This is a genomic window from Mesorhizobium sp. B1-1-5 (assembly GCF_006443065.1).
GTDB lineage: Bacteria > Pseudomonadota > Alphaproteobacteria > Rhizobiales > Rhizobiaceae > Mesorhizobium.
The window spans coordinates 1-1,160 of sequence record NZ_VFWS01000538.1; the positions used below are offsets into that span (position 1 = coordinate 1).

The following is a 1,160-nucleotide window of genomic DNA, read 5'->3' on the forward strand; positions in this document are numbered from 1 at the left end:
TGCGATCATCGGTGCCGGGCCGGCGGGCCTGGCCGTTGCCGCGTGCCTGCGGCAGGCCGGGGTCGACTTCATCTTGCTTGAAAAAGAGCAGCAGCCCGCTCCCGCCTGGCGGCGCCACTACCAGCGCGTCCACCTGCACACGACCAAGCGCTATTCATCCCTGCCCTTCGTGCCCTTCCCCAGGCATTATCCGCGCTATGTGCCACGTGATCTGTTCGTCGAATACCTCGATGCCTATGCGCAACGCTTCGATCTGCGGCCCCGCTTTGGAGAAGCGGTGCGGGCGATCGGCCGACAGGGCAGAAGCTGGGGCGTCGAAGCGACATCGGGCACCGTGCGCGCTTCCCATGTGGTGATTGCCTCGGGATACAATGCCGAGCCGCTGATGCCGGCATTCGCCGGCGCCGGCAGTTTCAAGGGCAAAAGTCTGCACAGCGCGGATTACCGCAACAACACGCCGTTTGCCGGCCAGTCGGTGCTGGTCATCGGCATGGGCAACACCGGCGCCGAGATCGCGCTCGACCTGGCGGAAGGCGGCGCGCATCCGACGATCTCCGTGCGCGGCGGCGTCCATATCGTGCCGCGCGAACTGCTCGGGGTGCCCATCCAGGTCGTCAGCATGGCGACGCGCCTGGGGCCGCGACGCGTCAATGACGCCGCGTTCCCTATCATCCTCGATCTGGTGTTGGGCAGGCTGGAGAAATATGGGCTCAAACGGCCCAAGCAGGGATTGCTGGAGCAGATATCCCTGGCGTCGCGCATCCCGGTGATCGATGTCGGCACCATCGGCAAGATCCGCGAAGGCGCGATCAAGGTCGCGCCCGACATTGCCGAGATATCAGAGGGCGGCGCCCGTTTCGTCGATGGTCGTCACAGCGACTTCGACGCGATCATCTTCGCCACCGGCTACCGCCCAGCCTATGCCAAATTCCTCCAGCCCGGCGTCGAGCCTGGCGCCAGCGGCGTCAATGCGCGCGCTTCGGAACTCGGTCTTTATCTCGTCGGCTTCCACAATTCGGTCACCGGCCTGCTGCGCGAAATCGGAATCGAAGCCCAGGCGATCGCCGACGACATTCGTCTCCGGCAGAACAGAAAAAGGACGGCCGAAACCCTGCCGGTATGAGCTGAGGCCGCTCAGCTTGCCTTGCGCAGCCACACCT

1 protein-coding gene is annotated in these 1,160 nt (G+C 64.9%); it reads left to right on the forward strand.

Going from position 1 to position 1,160, the window contains the following annotated elements:
• A partial coding sequence (locus FJ980_RS33080) for an NAD(P)/FAD-dependent oxidoreductase (RefSeq protein ID WP_140547609.1) occupies positions 1-1,123 on the forward strand: 1,123 nt, incomplete at its 5' end.
• Positions 1,124-1,160: the final 37 nt, after the last annotated feature.